At 42.1% G+C, this 19,046-nt stretch carries 15 protein-coding genes; all 15 read left to right on the top strand.

The window, feature by feature from the left end; translation table 11 throughout:
- The first annotated feature begins 14 nt into the window (after positions 1-14).
- The 15 genes from ICV01_RS08330 to ICV01_RS08260 all read left to right on the top strand — a co-directional run bounded on the left by ICV01_RS08330 (position 15) and on the right by ICV01_RS08260 (position 19,045).
- Positions 15-545, top strand: a complete 531-nt coding sequence (locus ICV01_RS08330) for a YqaA family protein (RefSeq protein ID WP_215287399.1) — start codon at positions 15-17, stop codon at positions 543-545.
- 58 nt (positions 546-603) lie between these two features.
- Entirely contained in the window at positions 604-4,440 is a 3,837-nt protein-coding gene (locus ICV01_RS08325) for an FAD/FMN-binding oxidoreductase (protein ID WP_215287398.1), read from the top strand.
- Positions 4,441-4,442: 2 nt separating this feature from the next.
- Positions 4,443-4,850, top strand: a complete 408-nt coding sequence (locus tag ICV01_RS08320) for a gamma-butyrobetaine hydroxylase-like domain-containing protein (RefSeq protein WP_215287397.1) — start codon at positions 4,443-4,445, stop codon at positions 4,848-4,850.
- A gap of 3 nt (positions 4,851-4,853) precedes the next feature.
- On the top strand, positions 4,854-5,597 hold the full coding sequence (ubiE, locus tag ICV01_RS08315) for a bifunctional demethylmenaquinone methyltransferase/2-methoxy-6-polyprenyl-1,4-benzoquinol methylase UbiE (protein WP_215287396.1): 744 nt from the start codon (positions 4,854-4,856) through the stop codon (positions 5,595-5,597).
- Between the two features lie 34 nt (positions 5,598-5,631).
- Positions 5,632-6,525 carry a Tim44 domain-containing protein gene (locus ICV01_RS08310; protein WP_251369344.1) on the top strand — a complete coding sequence of 298 codons (894 nt, stop codon included), beginning with the start codon at positions 5,632-5,634 and terminating at the stop codon, positions 6,523-6,525.
- Complete coding sequence (locus ICV01_RS08305) at positions 6,488-7,108, top strand: SCP2 domain-containing protein (RefSeq protein WP_215287393.1); 621 nt, start codon at positions 6,488-6,490, stop codon at positions 7,106-7,108. The genes ICV01_RS08310 and ICV01_RS08305 overlap by 38 nt, the downstream gene beginning before the upstream one ends.
- The gene (ubiB, locus tag ICV01_RS08300) at positions 7,105-8,682 is read left to right on the top strand and encodes a ubiquinone biosynthesis regulatory protein kinase UbiB (RefSeq protein WP_215287391.1); all 1,578 of its coding nucleotides are present in this window, start codon (positions 7,105-7,107) and stop codon (positions 8,680-8,682) included. Before ICV01_RS08305 ends, ubiB begins: the two co-directional genes overlap by 4 nt.
- A gap of 20 nt (positions 8,683-8,702) precedes the next feature.
- The gene (locus ICV01_RS08295; RefSeq protein WP_215287389.1) at positions 8,703-9,338 is read left to right on the top strand and encodes a DUF502 domain-containing protein; all 636 of its coding nucleotides are present in this window, start codon (positions 8,703-8,705) and stop codon (positions 9,336-9,338) included.
- Between the two features lie 8 nt (positions 9,339-9,346).
- Positions 9,347-11,146 carry an aspartate--tRNA ligase gene (aspS, locus tag ICV01_RS08290; protein ID WP_215287387.1) on the top strand — a complete coding sequence of 600 codons (1,800 nt, stop codon included), beginning with the start codon at positions 9,347-9,349 and terminating at the stop codon, positions 11,144-11,146.
- Positions 11,143-11,583, top strand: a complete 441-nt coding sequence (nudB, locus tag ICV01_RS08285; protein ID WP_215287385.1) for a dihydroneopterin triphosphate diphosphatase — start codon at positions 11,143-11,145, stop codon at positions 11,581-11,583. The genes aspS and nudB overlap by 4 nt, the downstream gene beginning before the upstream one ends.
- A gap of 9 nt (positions 11,584-11,592) precedes the next feature.
- Positions 11,593-12,810, top strand: a complete 1,218-nt coding sequence (locus ICV01_RS08280; RefSeq protein ID WP_215287383.1) for a phosphatidylserine/phosphatidylglycerophosphate/cardiolipin synthase family protein — start codon at positions 11,593-11,595, stop codon at positions 12,808-12,810.
- Between the two features lie 84 nt (positions 12,811-12,894).
- Positions 12,895-13,545, top strand: a complete 651-nt coding sequence (locus ICV01_RS08275; RefSeq protein WP_215287381.1) for a TetR/AcrR family transcriptional regulator — start codon at positions 12,895-12,897, stop codon at positions 13,543-13,545.
- 45 nt (positions 13,546-13,590) lie between these two features.
- Complete coding sequence (locus ICV01_RS08270) at positions 13,591-15,378, top strand: acyl-CoA dehydrogenase C-terminal domain-containing protein (RefSeq protein WP_215287379.1); 1,788 nt, start codon at positions 13,591-13,593, stop codon at positions 15,376-15,378.
- A 9-nt stretch (positions 15,379-15,387) separates the two neighbouring features.
- Positions 15,388-17,826: a 3-hydroxyacyl-CoA dehydrogenase/enoyl-CoA hydratase family protein gene (locus ICV01_RS08265; protein WP_215287377.1), complete on the top strand. Its 2,439-nt coding sequence runs from the start codon at positions 15,388-15,390 to the stop codon at positions 17,824-17,826.
- A 22-nt stretch (positions 17,827-17,848) separates the two neighbouring features.
- On the top strand, positions 17,849-19,045 hold the full coding sequence (locus tag ICV01_RS08260; RefSeq protein ID WP_215287375.1) for an acetyl-CoA C-acyltransferase: 1,197 nt from the start codon (positions 17,849-17,851) through the stop codon (positions 19,043-19,045).
- Position 19,046: the final 1 nt, after the last annotated feature.

The following is a 19,046-nucleotide window of genomic DNA, read 5'->3' as shown; positions in this document are numbered from 1 at the left end:
TAAAATGACCAAACATGGAAACTCAACTACATAATTTTTTAGTATGGCTCTCATTGCCAACGGTGGGCTTGCCATCCGTGTTCATGGTTTCCTTTGTTTCCGCAACCCTCCTACCCATGGGCTCGGAGCCTTTTTTATTTGGCTATATCAAGCTAATGCCAGATATGTTTTGGTGGGCTATTGTAGTGGCTACCGTTGGTAATACTTTGGGCGGTATGGTGGATTGGTTAATGGGGTATGGTGCTAGCAAGGCTCAAGAGAAGTACTTGGGTGCTAGGGAACATAAGTTATTGCGATGGTTTGAGAAGATGGGCCCTCCAGCATTACTTTTCTCTTGGCTACCCATTGTGGGGGATCCTCTATGTGCAGTCGCTGGCTGGTTGCGCTTGCCCTGGGGCGCCTGCTTAATTTATATGGCTATTGGGAAGTTATTGCGTTATTTGACAATGACTTATGTCCTCTTAATGGTGCCCAATGATTTTTGGACAGCTATCAGTGCCGGGTTTATAACCACAATTAAGGCATGGTTTCAGATCATTAATTAAGAAAGAGGCATTTGCGCTCATAGTCCTTTAAAATGGCGTTTTAGTTAAAGCTAGCGATATGAACGCCCCTTTGCCATTAAATAGCCTTGCCGAGCATTTGCAAAATGCTCCTCGTTTGCGAGAAATTCCCTATAACTACACTTCTTTCTCAGATAGAGAGATTGTTATTCGCTTATTGGGCGAGGATGCATGGCAAATTTTGGATGAGTTGAGGTCTGGTAGAAAAACCGGTCGTTCAGCTCGGATGCTTTATGAGGTCCTTGGAGATATTTGGGTTGTACAAAGAAATCCTTTTTTACAAGATGATTTACTAGATAACCCTGCGCGTCGCAAATTATTGATCGATGCTTTACAGCATCGTTTGGGGGAAGTGCAAAAGCGCATGACAACAGATTTGGCCGATAAAGTTGGCAAGTTAGTTGTTGGTGCCAAAGAAGCGGTTGCACACTTTAATTCTGAGTTTGATCGTATCAGCACATTGCGTAAGCGAGTGCGTAAAGTTTTAGGCAAGGTAACTGCGGCTGACAATATCGCTTATGACGGTTTGGCTCGCGTATCTCATGTGACTGATGCAACTGATTGGCGAGTTGAGTATCCATTTGTGGTGCTAACTCCCGACTCTGAGGCTGAGATCCCTGGTTTGGTTAAAGGCTGTATTGAGTTGGGGTTGACGATTATTCCTCGCGGAGGTGGTACTGGTTATACGGGTGGTGCAGTACCGCTGTCACCCATGTCAGCAGTTATCAATACTGAGAAATTAGAAACGCTTGGCCAGGTTGAAATGATTCAATTGCCTGGGTTGGATAAACAAGTTGCCACGATTTACTCTGGCGCAGGTGTTGTTACTAAAAGAGTTTCAGATGCAGCCGATAAATCAGGTCATGTTTTTGCGGTAGACCCAACATCAGCAGAAGCTAGTTGTATTGGCGGAAATATCGCCATGAATGCCGGCGGCAAGAAAGCCGTGTTGTGGGGAACTGCGCTAGACAATTTAGCTTCATGGAGAATGGTTGACCCGCAAGGCAACTGGTTGGATGTGGAACGTATCGGCCACAACATGAGCAAGATTCATGATGTTGATTTCGCGACATTTAAACTTGTTTGGTCTGATGGTAATCAAGCGCCTGGTAAGCAAGTTCTAAAAACAGAAGAATTAAAAATTGAAGGCAAACGCTTCCGTAAAGAAGGTTTAGGTAAAGACGTTACCGATAAATTTTTAGCGGGTTTGCCTGGAGTTCAAAAAGAAGGTTGTGATGGCTTAATTACCAGCGCTCGCTGGGTTCTACATCGCATGCCTAAACAAATACGCACTGTTTGCTTGGAGTTTTTTGGGCAAGCGCGTGAAGCTATTCCTAGCATTGTTGAGATCAAGGCTTATTTGGATCAGCAAACAAAACAGGGTGGAGCCATTTTGGCGGGCCTTGAGCATTTAGATGAGCGCTATTTAAAAGCAGTTGGTTATGCAACTAAATCTAAACGCAATGTATTGCCTAAGATGGTTTTGATTGGCGATATTGTTGGTGATGATGAGAATTCAGTTGCGGTTGCGGCAAGCGAAGTGATTCGTATGGCCAACACCCGAGTGGGTGAGGGTTTTGTGGCGGTAAGTCCTGAGGCTCGTAAAAAGTTTTGGTTAGATCGTTCAAGAACTGCCGCAATTGCTAAACATACCAATGCGTTTAAGATCAATGAAGATGTGGTTATTCCACTTGATCGCATGGGTGAATATACCGATGGTATTGAGCGTATCAATATTGAGCTATCACTTAAAAATAAGATTCAGTTATTAGGTGCTTTAGAAAATTTCTTTAAGCAAGGTAATTTGCCGTTAGGTAAAGCGGATGATGCAAGCGAGATTCCGAGTGCTGAGCTTTTGGAAGATCGCGTTACTCAAGCTTTACAGTTAATTGCTGATGTGCGTGCTCGTTGGTCTGAGTGGGCCGGCAATATGGATCAGTATTTCTCTGGGTTACAAGACAGAAGTTTGAGAGCGTCTTGGAAACTTGAGGTGCGTGCTGAGTTGCGTAAGATTTTTAGTGGCGTAGCTTTTGAGCCGATTCTTAAAGAATGTGAGGCGATTCATAAGCGCGAGTTGCGCAGCAGAGTGTTTGTGGCGTTACATATGCATGCTGGTGACGGTAACGTGCATACCAATTTGCCTGTGAACTCTGATAACTATGCGATGTTGCAAGATGCGCATCAAGCTGTTGACAGAATCATGAAGCTAGCAAGATCTCTGAACGGTGTTATTTCAGGTGAGCATGGTATTGGTATTACTAAGCTTGAATACTTGTCAGACGCGGAAATTCAAGAATTTAGAACATATAAGAACAAAATCGATCCTGAGGGGCGCTTCAATAAAGGTAAGCTCATGGCGGGCGCTGATTTGCGTAACGCCTATACGCCAAGCTTTGGATTGATGGGGCATGAATCATTAATCATGCAGCAAAGTGATATTGGTGCAATTGCATCTAGTGTCAAAGATTGTTTGCGTTGTGGCAAATGTAAACCTGTTTGTTCTACTCATGTGCCGCGTGCAAATCTTTTATATAGCCCGCGCAATAAAATTTTGGCAACCTCTTTGTTGGTTGAGGCATTTTTATATGAAGAGCAAACGCGCCGAGGTGTTTCCATTAAACATTGGGAAGCGTTTGATGATGTCGCTGCCCATTGCACTGTGTGTCACAAATGTGTAACGCCTTGCCCGGTAAAAATTGATTTTGGTGATGTCACGATGAATATGCGCAATTTATTGCGCAAGATGGGGCAGAAGAAATTTAATCCTGGCGCTGCTGCATCCATGTTCTTCTTGAATGCAACCAATCCTGAAACCATTCAATTAACTCGCAAGTTAATGATTGATTGGGGTTATAAGGTTCAGCGTTTGGCACATGATTTGTTGAAGAAGTTTGCAAAAGCGCAAACAGCTAAACCGCCAGCGACTGTTGGTCGTGCACCAATTCAAGAGCAAGTTATCCATTTCATTAATAAAAAAATGCCTGGCAACTTGCCTAAGAAAACGGCACGTGCTTTATTGGATATTGAAGATGCGGATATTGTTCCAATTATTCGTGATCCTAAAACAACATCAGTTGATACTGAAGCTGTTTTCTATTTCCCTGGTTGTGGGTCTGAGCGATTATTTTCACAAGTTGGCTTAGCAACTCAGGCGATGTTGTGGCATACAGGCGTTCAGACTATTTTGCCTCCAGGTTATTTATGTTGCGGTTATCCGCAGCGTGGATCTGGTGATTTTGATAAGGCTGAAAAAATCATTACCGATAACAGAGTGCTATTCCATCGAGTTGCGAATACGCTTAATTATTTAGATGTGAAGACGGTCGTGGTTTCATGTGGTACTTGTTATGACCAATTGGCAGGGTATGAGTTTGACAAGATCTTCCCAGGTTGCAGAATTGTTGATATTCATGAATTCTTGCTGGAGAAGGGTATTAAGTTAGATAGCGTTCAAGGTGTTAAGTATATGTACCATGACCCTTGTCATAGCCCTATGAAATTGCAAGACCCATTAAAGACTGTTAACGGTTTGCTCACTATGGCGGATGGAGCAGCTATTGCCAAAAATGATCGCTGCTGTGGAGAGTCTGGGACTTTGGCGGTTACTCGTCCTGATGTTTCTTCACAAGTACGTTTCCGTAAAGAAGAAGAGATTCGTAAGGATGTATCCAATTTGCGTGGCAACTTTGATGGTGAGGTAAAGATTTTGACTAGTTGCCCATCTTGCTTGCAAGGCTTATCTCGTTACGATGAAGATGCTGGCACGAAAGCTGACTACATTGTTGTTGAAATGGCCAAACACATACTAGGTGAGAGCTGGATGGAAGATTATGTTGAAAAAGCTAATCACGGCGGTATTGAGCGAGTATTGGTTTAAGTATGAATCAATTAACCAAAGCACCTCTACCTCAAGATATTGTTGTCCATCAACAGTCTAAGGTATTGGAGTTGGTTTATGAAGGTAACCAATCTTATAAATTGCCTTTTGAATTATTGCGTGTATGGTCTCCTTCAGCTGAGGTGCGTGGTCATGGCCCAGGCCAAGAAACATTACAAACTGGGAAGCGTGATGTAGAAATTGTTGGCATTGATCAGGTGGGGCACTACGCTGTAAAACCTACTTTTTCTGATGGCCATGATTCAGGTATTTTTACTTGGGACTATCTTTATGAGATATGTCAAAACCAGGACGCTATGTGGCAATCCTATTTAGATAAACTTAAAACGGCTGGAATTGATCGCGACACCGTTATGATCAAAGACGCTGGACATTCTTGTGGACATTAACTGATGGCTCAAACACATTTCGGATATAAAACCGTTGATGAAAAAGAGAAGGCGGGTAAGGTTGCTGAAGTTTTTCATTCTGTGGCCAATAAATATGATGTGATGAATGACTTAATGTCGGGTGGCTTGCATCGTATTTGGAAGCATTTCACGATTAATAAGGCTGCGGTTAAACCCGGTCATAAGGTTTTGGATATTGCTGGTGGTACAGGTGACTTATCGCTTAGTTTTGCTAAGTCGGTGGGCCTTGAGAGGGAAACCGGCGGTCAAGTTTGGTTAACTGACATTAATGCATCAATGCTTAGCTATGGACGCAATCGTTTATTAGATAAGGGTTATTTTTTACCTTGCGTCCAAGTTGACGCTGAGCAAATTCCTTTCCCGGCTAATTATTTTGATTTAGCGACGGTAGCTTTTGGCCTGCGCAATATGACTCATAAAGAAGTGGCATTGGCCGAAATGTTGCGAGTTATTAAGCCGGGTGGGAAAGTCATGGTTTTGGAGTTTTCAAAACCAGTTGAAATGATTAAGCCAATTTATGATGCTTACTCTTTTAAGATATTGCCATGGTTGGGTGAGAAGGTTGCGGGTGATGCTGATAGTTATAGATATTTAGCTGAATCTATTCGTATGCATCCAGATCAGGAAACTCTAAAAGCTATGATGGAAAGCGTTGGTTTTGATAAGGTTGAATATCATTCACTTACCGGCGGTATTGTTGCATTACATATTGGCTACAAATATTAATTATTTTTAATAAGAAAGAGACATGAGAATGCATATGAAGAAAACAATAATTTGGTTAGTTCTTTCTTCTTTTGTTTTACTGGGTACATCTTTAAATGCTGATGCAAAGCGTTTGGGTGGCTCAAAAAGTATGGGCAGACAATCTTCTACTGTGACACAGAAGCAACAAGCTGCTCCTGCAGTGCCAGCTCAAGCACCTGCTGCAGCTCCAGCTGCAACGCCTGCTACGCCGGCTCCTGCGCCTGCACCACAACAACCAAGAAAATTTGGCTGGGGCGGTATGTTGGGTGGCTTGGCTGCTGGTTTAGGTATGGGTTGGCTTTTATCCCATTTTGGTCTTGGTGAGGCTGCGAGCTCATTTTTTATGGGTTTGTTAATTGTGATGGCTGTTGCCATGATTGGTTTGTGGTTGTTTAGAAAATTTGCAGGCGCTAGCTATAAGGCGAGTCCTGCAGGTAATCAGCAATTCGATAGTTACCAATATGGGAAGCAAGAGCCGACTGTATCAACTGGATCATCTGTTCCAGTGCAAGAAGCCCCTGCAAGTGTGTCTGGTATAGCTGATTTTGATCAAGAAGCTTTCTTGGTTAATGCTAAAAAACATTTTGTACGCCTTCAAGAAGCTTGGGATCAAGGTGATTTAGCGCAATTAAAGGAGTTTGCAACGGTTGAGATGTTTGACGAGTTGCGCCAAGATTTGCAGGCTCGGGTTGCACAAAATAATAAGACTGAAGTTTTAACTTTGGATGCGGAATTGTTAGGTGTGGAAACTACATCTGATGTGTATCTTGCGAGTGTGCGCTTCTCTGGGATGATTCGTGAGCATGCAGATGCACCTGCTGAATCATTTGTTGAAGTGTGGAATTTGGTGAAGCCAGTGCAAGGACAGGGTGGTTGGGTCTTGGCTGGTATACAACAGTTGGTTTAATCTGAAGACAATTCTTAAAGCTCTTAATCATGTACTAGCCCAAGAATCTTGGGCTAGTCAGCTTTTGCGCAAGCACATCGGCAAAACCATTCAAGTGGTACTGCCTTTCAAAAAGGCTACTTTGGTGATTAATGAGCAGGCGCATTTTTCTTTAGCTAGTGAACCATATTCAGATGAGGCTAATGTAACTTTAACGATTGGCTCAGAGTTTTTTAAAGCTTATATTTCCGGTGGAAAAGATCTTGCAGCTCAGTATGTAAAAGTATCTGGTGATGTTGATTTGGCTCATATGATGGGCAAGCTAGCTAGCCAGCTTCGTTGGGATGTCGAAGAGGATTTGTCAAAATTTGTGGGTGATGCTATGGCTCATCGTTTGATAGAGTCTAGTCGGAAACTAAAAAATATTAGTAAAAATGCTGCTAAAGATTTGAGTGAAAGTGTCCTTGAGTATTTAGTGCATGAGCGCCCAACTTTAGTGATGAGCAAAGAGTTACATCAATATAAAGAAGATGTGCGTCGTTTACGTGACGATGTGGATCGTGTGGAAAAAAGAGTTGAGCGTTTGTTGGAGAAATCAGCGTGAGGCAGTTCTTAAGGCTATTTAAAATTTTATTTACTTTCTGGCGATTTGGTTTGGTGAAAATCGTTAGAGATAGTCTTAAGCCAGGCCTCGTTAAAACTCTGTTAACCATCGTGTCATGGTTGACGCCTAGTTCATATTCTCGTGGCCAGAGCCTGCGTTTGGCTTTAGAAGCGTTGGGTCCAATATTTGTTAAATTCGGACAGGTTCTTTCAACGCGTAGAGATTTATTGCCAGAAGATGTTGCTGATGAATTAGCTAAGTTGCAAGATCAAGTGCCACCTTTCTCTGAAGCTAAGTCGATTGCATTAATTGAGGCTTCGTTAGGTAAAAAAATATCAGATGTCTTTAGTTCTTTTAACCAAAAGCCAGTAGCGAGTGCTTCAGTAGCTCAGGTGCATTTTGCGGTTTTAAAAGGGACATCAAAGTATCCTGAATGGGAAGGCAAGGAAGTTGCCATTAAAGTTTTACGCCCTGGAATTTTGCCAATCATAGAGAGCGACTTGGCTTTATTGAGAATCTTGGCTGGTTTGGTTGAGAAATTATGGCAGGACGGTAAAAGATTAAAGCCTAAGGAAAATGTGGATGAGTTTGACACTTATTTACATGATGAGTTAGATCTCATGAGAGAGGCTGCGAATGCGAGTCAGTTGCGCAGAAATTTTGAAGGCTCAGATAAATTAATGATTCCGGAGATGTATTGGGATTTGTGTGGCCTCAATGTCATGGTGATGGAGCGTATGCATGGCATTCCAATTTCTAAATTGGATCAATTAAAAGCAGCTGGCGTTGATCTTAAAAAATTGGCCTCGGATGGCGTGGAGATATTTTTCACGCAGGTATTTCATGATGGGTTTTTCCATGCTGATATGCATCCAGGAAACATTTTTGTTAGCGTTGCTCCCAAAACATTTGGTCGTTACATAGCACTAGATTTTGGAATTGTTGGCGCATTGTCTGACTCAGATAAAAATTATTTAGCGCAAAATTTCTTGGCATTTTTTAACCGGAACTATAGAAGAGTCGCTGAGTTACATATTGAATCTGGTTGGGTGCCCAAAGAGACAAGAGTGGAAGAGTTGGAGGGCGCAGTCAGAGCTGTTTGCGAACCATATTTCGACCGCCCACTAAAAGAAATATCCTTGGGTATTGTTTTGATGCGTTTATTCCAAGCATCGAGACGATTTAATGTGGAAATCCAGCCGCAACTTACTTTATTGCAAAAAACTTTGTTAAACGTGGAAGGTTTGGGGCGCCAATTAGATCCAGATATGGATTTATGGAAAACAGCAAAACCGGTATTAGAGCGTTGGGTTGATAAACAAATTGGTATTCGTGGCTTTATTGATCGTATTAAAGATGAGGCGCCACACTGGGCAAAGTTAGTGCCTACTATCCCTAGATTGCTTGTAAATTGGTTGGAAAACCACCAAGAGTCTCAAAAATCTCAGACGGAAGAGCTAATGTTACGCTTGTTGTTGGAGCAGAAAAAGACCAGAACACTTATCTGGAGCAGCATGCTTTTTGCCGCGGGTTTATTGGGCGGGACTTTATTTACGCTCATCTGGCTTGGCTAAGCCCTATAATTTCAAGCTTCATGAAAAAATATTTTATTGCCGGCATGCTTGTATGGGCTCCTTTGGCCATCACTATTTGGGTGATGACATGGGGGCTGTCAGTATTGGATGGAGTTTTTGGCTCCGTTATGGCTGCTTTGATTGCGGTTTTACCAAGTGCTCTTAAGCCTGCATTGCAAGCTTTTAGAGAGCTTCCTGGCGTTGGCATTCTGATTGTTGTTGCAATTATTTTTACGACAGGTATTTTTGCCGCAAATTTTGCCGGTCAATGGTGGATTGCTTTATGGGATCGTCTAATCGCACGAATTCCAATTGTTAAATCAATTTATTCAAGTGTTAAGCAAGTATCAGATACTTTATTTTCCAGTAAAGGAAATGCGTTTAGGAAAGCTGTATTGATTCCTTATCCAAGGAATGGGTCCTGGACGATTGCTTTTATAACGGGGAACCCAGCGCAAGAAATTAAAGGTAAGTTGGATAAAGAACATGTGAATGTATTTTTACCAACAACCCCTAATCCGACATCAGGCTTCTTTATGATTGTTCCTGTTGCGGACATTATTGAATTAGATATGAGTGTTGAAGAAGCATTGACACATATCGTCTCCATGGGATCAGTTCCCCCTCATCACCACGTACCATCATCAGTAAAGTAGGAAGTTTTATGCCAATGCGTAGCCATCAGTGCGGGCAAGTTACAGAAGCCCTTATCGGTCAACAAATCACATTAGCCGGTTGGGTTAATCGTCGTCGCGACCACGGCGGAGTTATTTTTATCGACTTAAGAGATCGTGATGGATTTGTTCAAGTGGTATGCGACCCTGATCGTGCTGATATGTTTAAGATTGCCGAAGAGGTTCGTAGTGAATATTGCGTTCAGATTATTGGTTTAGTTAGAGCTCGTCCTGCTGGCACAGAAAATAATGACTTGGTAAGTGGCAAAGTTGAGATTTTGTGTCATGAACTAAATATTTTGAATGCTTCAGTTACACCGCCATTTCATTTGGAAGACGACAATCTTTCTGAGACAACCCGTTTAACGCACCGTGTTTTAGATTTGCGTCGCCCGCAGATGCAAAAAAATCTGCGCTTACGTTATAGCGTGGCAATGGAATCTCGTAGATATTTGGATGCTGCGGGATTTATTGATATTGAAACACCTATGTTGACTAAGAGCACACCAGAAGGTGCCCGCGATTATTTGGTGCCTTCTCGTGTTCATGATGGTCAATTCTTTGCTTTACCTCAGTCGCCTCAGCTATTTAAACAGTTATTGATGGTTGCTGGATTTGATCGTTATTATCAAATTACAAAATGTTTCCGTGATGAAGATTTGCGCGCTGATCGTCAACCTGAATTTACGCAAATCGACTGCGAGACAGCGTTCTTAGATGAGCAAGATATCCGTGATTTATTCGAGAACATGGTTCGTCACATTTTTAAAACAGTGATGAATGTTGAATTGGCTAATCCGTTCCCGGTAATGCCTTATTCGGAAGCTATGGCTCGTTTTGGTTCAGATAAACCTGATTTGCGTGTGAAGTTAGAGTTCACAGAGTTAACCGATGTCATGAAGGATGTTGACTTCAAGGTTTTCTCGGGTGCAGCTAATCAAGCAAATGGTCGTGTTGTAGGTTTGCGCGTGCCGGGCGGTTCTGAGATTAGCCGAAGTGAGATTGATGATTACACGCAGTTTGTATCGATCTATGGTGCGAAAGGCTTGGCGTGGATTAAGGTTAACGAAGTTGCTAAAGGTCGTGATGGCTTGCAGTCACCAATTGTTAAAAACTTACATGATGCAGCTGTTGCTGAAATCTTGTCACGTACTGGCGCACAAGATGGCGATATTATTTTCTTCGGCGCAGATAAAGCAAAAGTTGTTAATGATGCGATTGGCGCTTTGCGTTTGAAGATTGGTCATTCAGATTGGGCTAAGCAAAAAGGTTTGATGGAGCAGGTTTGGAAGCCAATGTGGGTTGTTGATTTCCCAATGTTTGAATACGATGAAGACAATGCGCGTTGGGTTGCTTGCCACCATCCATTTACAAGCCCTAAAGATGAACACTTAAATTATCTTGAGACAGATCCTGGTAAGTGTTTAGCTAAAGCCTATGACATGGTTCTTAATGGTTGGGAAATCGGTGGCGGTTCTGTGCGTATTCACAAAGAAACCGTTCAAAGCCAAGTTTTCAGAGCTCTTAAGATTGGTCCTGAAGAAGCTCAAGCTAAGTTTGGTTTCTTGTTAGACGCATTACAGTATGGCGCTCCTCCACATGGCGGTATCGCTTTTGGTTTGGATCGTATTGTGACGATGATGACCGGTGCCGAATCTATTCGTGATGTGATTGCATTCCCTAAAACACAAAGAGCACAGTGTTTGCTAACGCAAGCTCCAAGTGCTGTGGATGAAAAACAATTGCGTGAATTACATATTCGTTTACGCAATACGCAGGTTCCTGCATGAAAATCCCAATCTCGGTTCTAGTCGTTATTTATACGGCTGGAAACGAGGTGCTGTTGCTTGAGAGAGCTGATCATCCAGGTTATTGGCAATCAGTAACTGGCAGTTTAGATGTTGGTAGTGAGCCTCTTATTGAGGCTGCTGCTAGAGAGTTGTTAGAAGAAACGGGCATTGATGTTAGTCAGCTGCCTGATTCTGCGCTAATCTCGATGAATCACTCCGTGGTTTATGAAATATATCCTGAGTGGCGACATCGTTACCCTCCCGGAGTGGTTGAAAATACTGAGCATTGGTTTAAGCTTGAATTACCTGATCGTGTTCCAGTAACTTTAGCTCCTAAAGAGCATACGTCTTTTCGGTGGGAGCCAATTTCAGTTGCCTCATCTTTATGTTTTTCACCAAGTAATAAAGAAGCGATTCTGCGACTGAAAATAACATAGAATCTCAATATGTCTCTGCTGCGTCAAGATCGTTGGCAAAATATTGATGACCTGATTCTTCTTGAGGGTGGAGCCACCTATTTCCCCGCTATTGAAAAACAACTCGAACTCGCCACCAAGAGTATCTATCTAGAAACTTATATTTTTTCTGCTGATGCAACTGCAAAAAAAATTAGTGATTTGTTATGCCTTGCAGCAAAACGGGGCGTAGAAGTTAAATTAATTGTTGATTGGTTGGGGTCTGCGCCATTGCTATTTGAGTCTGACTTAATTCAGAGTGGTGTTGAGCTGTGCTATTACAACAAAGCATGGTTTGGTAGATTTGGGTTTTCTCGCACTCACAGAAAATTATTAGTTATTGATGGTGTTACAGCCTTTGTTGGCGGAATTAATATTTGTGACGATCGTTTAGATGCTGCCGGTAAGCCAGTTGGTGGTGTGCGTTGGGATTTGGCCATTCAGGTTTATGGAAAAGTTGTGGAGCATGTGCATATTGCTTTTCTAAGGCAATGGCAAAGGCTTCAGGTTGGGGCATTGCACCCCGCAAACATTATTAAAAGAATTTTTCAGCAGGAGTTACCCTGGAGTTCAAGTCACTTCATGGGAATTCGACATAGTGCTAAAGCTAGCATTGCATTTATTGCTCGGGATAATTTGCATCATCGGCGTGATATTGAGAGAGCTTACTTAAAAGCGATTGGCCAGTCTCGTGAGGAAATTTGGTTAGTGACACCTTACTTTATGCCGGCGCGTTTATTGAGGAAGGCATTAATACGTGCGGCGCAAAGAGGAGTTTCTGTTAATTTGTTATTAGGTCGAGATGAGTTCGCGATTCTGAATTGGGCTGTACCTAGTTTGTATGGACAGTTTTTAAAAGCGGGCATCAAGATTTATGAATACAGTGGTCATGGGCAATTACATGCGAAGGTCATGGTTGTTGATAGGCGTTGGGCAACCATTGGATCTTCCAATTGTGATCACTTATCTTTTTTTGTGAATCATGAGGCAAATTTAGTTATTCGCAATCATGAGGTTGTCAGAGAAATGCGTTGGCGGGTTTTTGATAAGGCGCATGAGTTCGCGCATGCTGTTGATCCTGATACATATATGAATCGATCTGTTTTTATTAAATTAGCCAATTGGATTAGTTATCGTGTAGTTCGTTTAATCGTGGGGGTTTTGGTTATTGGGGTTAAAGATAAGGCCCTTATCAACCAAGGGGATTAATCATTATTTGCTAGGGCTATTGCACAAAATTTAAAAAAGGTGCATTATCCGAAAAAAGAACGGTCGTTCTATTTCGGAGACATTATGAGTAATGTTGTTAGATTATCTGATAAAACAAATTCTGAGCTTGGTGTTAGCGTTAAAAAGGGCGAGCTGACTCGCGCTGCCATATTAGATGCTGCATTAGAGCTTGCTGCTAGAGATGGCTTGGAAGGTCTGACGATTGGCTTAATTGCTGAGCGTATGCAAATGAGTAAAAGTGGCGTGTTTGCTCATTTCGGGTCTCGTGAAGACTTGCAATTAGAGGTTGTGCGAGAGTATCACCGAAGATTTCAACAAAACGTATTTCAGCCTGCGCTTCTTCAACCTAAAGGGCTTCCTCGGTTAGAGAGGATGTTGGATTTATGGATGGAATTGCGAATTCATGAATTAACTAGTGGATGTATTTATATATCTGGAGCGGTTGAGTTTGATGATCGCCCAGGCGCCGTTAGAGAGCAACTAGTAGAGAGCGTTGAGATGTGGCGCCATGCTTTATTAAAAGCCATAAAAATTTCTATTGAAGAAGGCCATCTTAAAAAAGACGCTAATCCAGAAGCTATGTTGTTTGGAATATATAGCGCTGTATTAGGTTTGCATCATGATGCAAGGTTTTTAAGGTTAACTAAAAGTATTCAGCTAGCTAAAGATCTTGTTAAAAAAATCATCGATGAAAACAAAGTAAAAAATAAATAAACCAATAAAAAAGACAAGATACAAGACATATAAGGAGACATTGCAATGCCAACATATGCTGCCCCTCTTAGAGACATGCAATTTGTTATGCATGAGTTATTGGAGGTTGAAAATACCTTTAAAGAAATTCCTCAATATGCTGAGATAGATAAAGAAACTATTAACCAGGTATTAGAAGAGGCAGGCAAGTTTTGTTCGGAAATTTTATTGCCTTTAAATCAAGTAGGAGATAAAGAAGGTTGTCAGAGGCTGGATGATGGAGCCATTAAAACGCCCACTGGATTCAAGGATGCCTATCAACAATTTGTAGAAGGTGGGTGGCCCGCGCTCGCATGTGATGCGAAGTATGGTGGCCAAGCATTACCTCAATTAATTAATAGCGCTGTTTACGAAATGATGAACTCCGCGAATCAAGCGTGGACCATGTATCCAGGTTTGTCTCATGGGGCTTATGAGTGTCTACATGCGCATGGCACTGAGTATCAAAAAAATACATATTTAGAGAAATTGGTCAGTGGTCAGTGGACTGGGACTATGTGCTTAACTGAACCTCACTGTGGTACTGATTTAGGTATTTTGAAAACCAAGGCTGAGCCATTGGATGATGGTGCTTATCGAATAACAGGTACCAAGATATTTATTTCAAGCGGCGATCATGATCTAAGTGAAAATATTGTGCATCTCGTGTTGGCTAGATTACCTAATGCTCCGGAGGGATCAAAGGGGATTTCTTTATTTGTCGTGCCTAAGTTTTTGCCGGATGAGGCTGGTGGGCCTGGGGTTAAAAATCAAGTAACTTGCGGGGCTCTTGAGCACAAGATGGGTATTCATGGAAATGCAACTTGTGTGATGAATTTTGATGGTTCTATTGGCACATTAGTTGGGGAGCCACATAAAGGCTTGAATGCCATGTTTGTCATGATGAATGCGGCCAGGTTGGGTGTGGGTATGCAAAGTCTTGGTTTAACTGAGGTGGCTTATCAGAATTCCAGGGTTTATGCGAAAGAGCGCTTACAAATGCGTAGCCTAAAAGGTGCGCAGTATCCTAATCAGGTAGCAGACCCCATTATTGTTCATCCTGATGTCAGAAGAATGCTTCTTACTCAGCGTGCTTATGCTGAAGGGGCCAGGGCATTCGCATATTGGGTTGCATTCATGATCGATCTTGAGCAATCGGAAACCAATCAAAAGAAAAAAGAAGAAATTGGTGACATGGTGGCGTTATTAACACCAATTATTAAAGCCTTTATTACAGATAATGCTTTTCTTGCAACCAATGAAGGCATGCAGGTATTCGGAGGGCATGGGTATATTGCTGAGTGGGGCATGGAGCAGTTTGTGCGTGATGCCAGAATTAATATGATTTACGAAGGAACCAATACCATTCAGTCTTTGGATTTATTAGGTAGAAAAGTATTGGGTGATATGGGGTCTAAGCTCAAAAGGTTCGGCAAATTAGTGGAGCAATTTGTTGAGGCTGAAGGTGGGCGTAAAGATATGGCCGAATTTATTGATCCATTAGTCGACATTGGTGAAAAAGTTAAAAAGCTCACCATGGAATTAGGAATGAAGGCTATGACTAATAAAAATGAGGTGGGTGCTGCGGCCGTACCTTATCTAAGAGTTGTGGGGCACTTTGTCTATGCCTTCTTGTTTGCAAAAATGGCAAAAATCTCATTGGATAAAAAAGATTCGGGAGATGATTTTTATAAAGCCAAATTGGCAACTGCTAGATTTTATTTTGCAAAACTATTGCCAGAAACTGCTTATCAAATTAGGGTCGCCAGATCCGGTTCCGAAAGTTTGATGGCTTTAGATGCTGAATTATTTTAAGGAAGTCTTATGACGACATTTCAGATAAAAAAAGTTGCTGTATTGGGCGCAGGTGTGATGGGGGCTCAAATTGCCGCACATTGCGTGAATGCCAATGTGCCGGTGGTTTTATTTGATTTACCCACACCAGCTAAAGATGGCTTGGCAGCTGACAAAAATTTAATTGTTAAAAAAGCTTTAGATAATTTAAAGAAGTTAAAGCCAGCTCCTTTGGCTAACAAAGCAGATGTGGATTTAATTCAAATAGCGAATTATGAAGACGATCTTCATTTGTTGGCGTCATGCGATTTAGTGATTGAGGCGATTGCTGAAAGATTAGATTGGAAACATGATTTATATAAAAAAGTATCACCGTTCTTAGCTTCTCATGCCATCTTCGCTACTAATACATCTGGTCTTTCTATTACAAAATTATCCGAAGGTTTCTCTCCGGAGTTAAAGAAACGGTTTTGCGGCATTCATTTTTTTAATCCACCTAGATATATGCACTTGTTGGAATTAATTCCAACGGAATATACCGATGCGGATTTGTTAGATGTTTTAGAGCCTTTTATGACATCGGTGCTAGGCAAAGGTGTTGTTAGGGCAAAAGATACGCCGAACTTTATTGCTAATAGGGTAGGGGTATTTTCTATATTGGCTGTGTTAGCCGAGGCTCAAAAATTTAAGCTTGGTTTTGATGAGGTAGATGCATTAACCGGTAGTAAATTAGGTCGCGCGAAATCTGCCACATTTAGAACGTGTGATGTGGTGGGTATCGATACCATGGCGCATGTGATTAAGACCATGGAAGATGGCTTACCTAGTGATCCATTCGCCTCTGTTTATAAAGTACCAGATGTTGTTAAGGGCTTAGTAGAAAAAGGTTTGTTGGGTCAGAAAACTGGCGCAGGTTTCTATAAAAAAAGTGGTAAAGAAATCTTGGTATTAAATCCAGCAACTGGCGAATACATTCCTTCAGTGGGTGAAATCTTGCCGGTAGTTGAGCGAATTCTTAAGAAGCCTTTAGCGGAAAGGTTTTCGTTGTTAAGAGATTTAGATGAACCGCAAGCCCAATTTTTGTGGGCAATATTCAGAGATATTTTTCATTACATTGCAGTACATCTTGAGTCTATTGCTGATACAGCTGCTGAAGTTGATTTTGCGATGCGTTGGGGTTTTGGTTGGAGTACCGGACCTTTTGAGGACTGGCAAGAAGCTGGTTGGTTGCAAATAGCGCAATGGGTGCAGCAAGACATTGATGATGGTAAGGCTTTGTCAAAAGAGCCTTTGCCTAAATGGGTTTTCGAAAGTGATGTGGCCAAATTAGGTCAGGTTCACTCTAAGCAAGGATCTTGGTCGCCTGCTCATAAAACTTTTGTTTTGCGGTCAAGTTTGCCTGTTTATAAAAAACAAATATTTAGAGCAAGTCTAAAAGGTGATCGCTCAGTTAATCCTAAAGTGGCAGGAGAAACTATATTTGAAAACGAGGGCGTAAGGGCTTGGGTGGAAGACTCTCAAAAAGATGTTTTGATTCTGTCATTTAAGTCAAAAATGAATACGATTGGTCCAGATGTATTGGATGGTATTGCAAATGCGATTGATTTGGCTGAGAAGTCATATAACGGGTTAGTCATCTGGCAGCCTACATCCTTAAAGTTGGGGGCCCCGGGTGGAGCGTTTTCAGCAGGAGCTAATTTAGAGGCAGCCATGCCTTTGTTTATGAAGGGTGGTCCGGCTGGCATAGAGCCTTTTGTTCAAAAATTCCAAGATACGATGTTGCGCGTTAAATATGCGAATGTACCTGTGGTGGTGGCTGTTTCGGGAATCGCGCTGGGTGGTGGTTGTGAATTATTACTTCATGCAGCTAAAAGAGTGGTTGCCATTGAGAGCTATGTCGGTTTAGTTGAAATCGGCGTGGGTTTATTGCCTGCTGGTGGCGGATTAAAAGAGGCTGCTATTCGTGGTGCCAAATTACAAGAAAAACTGGGCAACAATAATTATTTGGATTGCATTAAGGCTTCTTTTGAAAATGCAGCTATGGCTAAAGTGTCTTCATCGGCTCATGAGGCAAGGAGCATGGGTTATCTAAATGAATCAGATGTGATCGTTGCTAATGTGCACGAACTGCTATACCAAGCTCAAATGCAAGTGAAATATTTAGCAGCATCAGGTTACAGACCTCCTTTAGAACGTTTAATTTCTGTTGGTGGCAGATCGGTTATTTCTACTGTTAGCGGTCAACTTATTAATATGCTTGAAGGTGGTTTTATTTCGCAGCATGATTTCTTGATAGCTAAAAAAATAATTGAAGTAATTGCTGGTGGTGATGTTGATGCCGGTACGCAAGTTCCGGAGAGTTGGTTATTGAAGTTGGAAAGGCAAGCCTTTGTTGAGTTGTTAGGAACATCTAAGACTCAAGAGCGAATCATGGGTTTACTTCAAACAGGTAAGCCAGTTCGTAACTAACTGCCAAAATTAAGGATTAAAAATGAAAATGATTCAAGAAGCCTACATTGTTGCGGCAACACGTAGTCCTATTGGTAAAGCTCCCAAAGGATCTTTGCGTTTTAAAAGGCCTGATGATTTATTGGCCGAGACGCTTAAAAATTGCCTAGCGCAAGCTCCTAATCTGGATCCCAAAGCGATTGAAGACATGATCGTTGGTTGTGCAATTCCGGAAGGCCCTCAGGGCTTGAATGTGGCAAGAATGAGTTTACTTTTAGCCGGTATGCCAAATACGGTTGGGGGCATCACAGTTAATCGTTTCTGCGCATCTGGTTTAAGTGCTATTGCTATGGCAGCTGACAGGATTAGAGTGGGTGAGGCCGATGTCATGATTGCCGCCGGTGTTGAATCAATGAGCATGGTGCCCATGATGGGCGGCACGCCATCTTTGTCTCCTGAGATTTTCTCTCGGGATGAAAACCTTGGCATTGCTTATGGCATGGGTTTGACTGCTGAGAAAGTAGCGCAACAATGGAAAATTTCTAGAGAAGCTCAAGATGCATTTTCATTAGCATCTCATCAAAAAGCGATTGCTGCGCAAAAGGCCGGTGAGTTTCAGCAAGAAATTTCACAGGTCTCTTATGAAAAAAGACAAATAAACCAAGCAACAGGTCAGGTTGATATTCAAACTGCATATCTTTCTGCGGACGAGGGGCCTAGGTTTGATGCCTCCATCGAAGGATTGTCTAAATTAAAACCTGTATTTGCTAATAAGGGTAGTGTGACGGCAGGCAACAGTTCTCAAATGTCAGATGGGTGTGGCGCATTAATATTAGCTAGTGAGAAAGCAATTAAAAGCTTTGGCTTGACGCCGCTCGCTAAATTTGTGAGTTTTGCTGTGCGTGGAGTTCCTCCCGAAATTATGGGTATTGGTCCTAAAGAAGCTATTCCTGTAGCGCTCCAATATGCTGGTTTAAAACAAGACGATATTGACTGGTTTGAATTGAATGAAGCGTTTGCTGCTCAGTCATTGGCGGTTATTCAGGATTTAAATTTAAATCCTGATAAAGTGAATCCGCTAGGTGGTGCGATTGCGTTGGGGCATCCATTGGGCGCAACTGGTGCGATACGTGGTGCTACGGTGATACACGCTTTACAGCGTAGGCAGTTAAAATATGGCATGGTCACGATGTGTGTGGGAACTGGCATGGGTGCCGCGGGTATTTTTGAAAGAGTTTAAT

The organism is Polynucleobacter sp. MWH-Spelu-300-X4 (genome assembly GCF_018687515.1).
GTDB lineage: Bacteria > Pseudomonadota > Gammaproteobacteria > Burkholderiales > Burkholderiaceae > Polynucleobacter.
The sequence above is the reverse complement of the archived record's forward strand: the minus strand, read 5'-3'. Positions and strand labels throughout refer to the sequence as shown.

Bases quoted from the DNA above. Each gene is read 5' to 3' on its own strand.
- ICV01_RS08330 (WP_215287399.1), top strand. From the start codon at position 15: ATGGAAACTCAACTACATAATTTTTTAGTATGGCTCTCATTGCCAACG.
- ICV01_RS08325 (WP_215287398.1), top strand. From the start codon at position 604: ATGAACGCCCCTTTGCCATTAAATAGCCTTGCCGAGCATTTGCAAAAT.
- ICV01_RS08320 (WP_215287397.1), top strand. From the start codon at position 4,443: ATGAATCAATTAACCAAAGCACCTCTACCTCAAGATATTGTTGTCCAT.
- ubiE (WP_215287396.1), top strand. From the start codon at position 4,854: ATGGCTCAAACACATTTCGGATATAAAACCGTTGATGAAAAAGAGAAG.
- ICV01_RS08310 (WP_251369344.1), top strand. From the start codon at position 5,632: ATGAAGAAAACAATAATTTGGTTAGTTCTTTCTTCTTTTGTTTTACTG.
- ICV01_RS08295 (WP_215287389.1), top strand. From the start codon at position 8,703: ATGAAAAAATATTTTATTGCCGGCATGCTTGTATGGGCTCCTTTGGCC.
- aspS (WP_215287387.1), top strand. From the start codon at position 9,347: ATGCCAATGCGTAGCCATCAGTGCGGGCAAGTTACAGAAGCCCTTATC.
- nudB (WP_215287385.1), top strand. From the start codon at position 11,143: ATGAAAATCCCAATCTCGGTTCTAGTCGTTATTTATACGGCTGGAAAC.
- ICV01_RS08280 (WP_215287383.1), top strand. From the start codon at position 11,593: ATGTCTCTGCTGCGTCAAGATCGTTGGCAAAATATTGATGACCTGATT.
- ICV01_RS08275 (WP_215287381.1), top strand. From the start codon at position 12,895: ATGAGTAATGTTGTTAGATTATCTGATAAAACAAATTCTGAGCTTGGT.
- ICV01_RS08270 (WP_215287379.1), top strand. From the start codon at position 13,591: ATGCCAACATATGCTGCCCCTCTTAGAGACATGCAATTTGTTATGCAT.
- ICV01_RS08265 (WP_215287377.1), top strand. From the start codon at position 15,388: ATGACGACATTTCAGATAAAAAAAGTTGCTGTATTGGGCGCAGGTGTG.
- ICV01_RS08260 (WP_215287375.1), top strand. From the start codon at position 17,849: ATGAAAATGATTCAAGAAGCCTACATTGTTGCGGCAACACGTAGTCCT.